General features: G+C 78.0%; 1 protein-coding gene. It reads left to right on the top strand.

Annotation, left to right across the window (positions count from 1 at the left end):
* The coding region (locus tag GPJ59_RS36450) for an SWIM zinc finger family protein (protein ID WP_219672383.1) at positions 1-940 on the top strand (940 nt) is incomplete at its 5' end.
* Positions 941-1,082 lie beyond the last annotated feature (142 nt).

Consider the following 1,082-nt stretch of genomic DNA (forward strand, 5'->3'; position numbering starts at 1 on the left):
CAAGCGGGCCGAGCGGCGGGCCGCGCGCATCGGGGCGGGCGTGTCCGAGCTGGAGCAGCGGCTCGCCGACCTGCTGCGCGGCGGCCTGGCCGGACAGGAGCAGGCGGGGTACGCACTGTGGGAGGAGACCGCGGCCCGGATGGTCGACGCCCAGGCGCCGGGACTGGCGGGACGGGTGCGGGAGTTGGGCACGATACCGAGCTCCGGAGCGGGCTGGCCCGGCCGGATGCTGGAGGAGTGCGCGCTGCTGCACCTGTTGGACCGGGCCTGGTTGGGGGTGGGCGGGCTGCCGGAGCCGCTGGCCGCGACGGTGCGGTCCCGGGTGGGTCTGCCGGCCGCGGCGGAGGGGGCGACGGTACGGGACCGCTGGCTGGTGCTCGCGCAGTACGACACGGTCTCACCGGACGGCCGGCTCACCACGCGCCGGATCTGGCTGCACGGCCTGGACAGCGGGCGCCCGGCCCTGGTGCTGGACTTCGGTCCGCCGGGGCGGCCGCCCGCACTGGCCCTGCCGGTGGGGCTGGCCCTGGAGGCGGAGGCCCGCTTCCGTCCCGGGTCGGCCGGGCTGCGGGCGGATCTCGGCGAGCGGTACGCCGCGCCGGTCCCGCATCCGCGAATACCGTCCGGCGTCTCGACGGGCGAGGCACTGGACGCGTACGGGGCGGCGCTGCGCGAGGACCCGTGGCTGGAGTCGTGGCCGGTGGTGCTGGGACCGGTGGTCCCGGTGCCGGGCGAGCAGGGCTGGCAACTGGCGGACGCGGAGGGGAAGTCCGCCCTGCCGGTGGCCTCGGCCGGATCCCGGTCACGGTCGGGCCTGTGGCAACTGGCCGCGCTCTCGGGCGGCGGCCCGGTGACGGTATTCGGCGAATGCGGCCACCGCGGCTTCACCCCCCTGACGGCCTGGCAACCGGACACGGGGGAACCGGTGGCCCTGAACTGAGGGAATCGGACCACGTGGGGGCGGACCACGCGGAATCGGAGCACGCGGGGGCGGGGACCGTGCCGGGGCGGCCGGAGGGCGCCCGGGGGCCCGGGGCCCGGGGGCCCGGGGCCCGGGGGCCCGGGGCCCCGTCTCTTCTACA

It is taken from the genome of Streptomyces bambusae (genome assembly GCF_019400985.1).
Classification (GTDB): Bacteria; Actinomycetota; Actinomycetes; order Streptomycetales; family Streptomycetaceae; genus Streptomyces; species Streptomyces bambusae_A.